Genomic DNA, 750 nt, shown 5'->3' with positions numbered 1-750 from the left:
TTGGCATTCGCGACCTAACATGCCTGAGACATGCATCAGCGGTGTCATGTTTACAATATCAACCAGTTCATTCAGCTTACGTTTGTGGCGCATAGAGAAGAAGTAATCGAACAGTTTTGGCTGCGCGGCTTTGACTTTCTTTGCCATCTCAATCGTTGCGATAACGTCAGCCATCGCGTCGTGCGCATTACTGTGCTCAATACCATTTTTAACCGATAAATGTTCTAACTTGAAACTGGTGAAGCCGTCTTCATTCTCTGGCCATTCTACGCCTTCAGGACGCAACGCATGGCATGCTCGCAATACATCGAGCAAATCCCAACGCGAGTTGCCGTTTTGCCAGCTCCACGCGTATGGGTCGATAAAGTTGCGATAACAGGTGTAACGCGTCACTTCGTCATCAAAACGAATGCTGTTGTAGCCTAGGCTGGTGGTTTTGGGTTTCGATAACTCGGCGTGGATCTTAGCAATGAACTCAGGCTCGGATAGACCTTCTTGCATCGCCTTTTGCGGTGTAATACCCGTAATTAATGCAGCTTCCGGAGAAGGTAGATAATCAGCAGGAAGCTGGCAGTACATCACCAGAGGTTCGCCGATGATATTGAAGTTTTCATCTGTGCGAACACCAGCAAATTGGCTTGGACGATCTTTCGCGGGATTTGTACCCCAAGTCTCGTAGTCAAAGAAGAAAAAAGTGGGCTGATTATCTTGGTGCATTCTGCTTACCGTTTACGGAACCGATAAGAGTAT

At 47.2% G+C, this 750-nt stretch carries 1 protein-coding gene; it reads right to left on the bottom strand.

Translation table 11 applies throughout. The features are described 5' to 3' along the window. Window positions 1-717, bottom strand: a 717-nt coding sequence (gene sbcB, locus R8O11_RS27185; protein ID WP_318194871.1) for an exodeoxyribonuclease I, incomplete at its 3' end; no start/stop codon positions are given. Between the last annotated feature and the right edge of the window lie 33 nt (window positions 718-750).

This window comes from Vibrio sp. 1288 (assembly GCF_033344475.1).
Note: the sequence above shows the minus strand (reverse complement) of the source record. Positions and strands in the feature narration are given on the sequence as shown.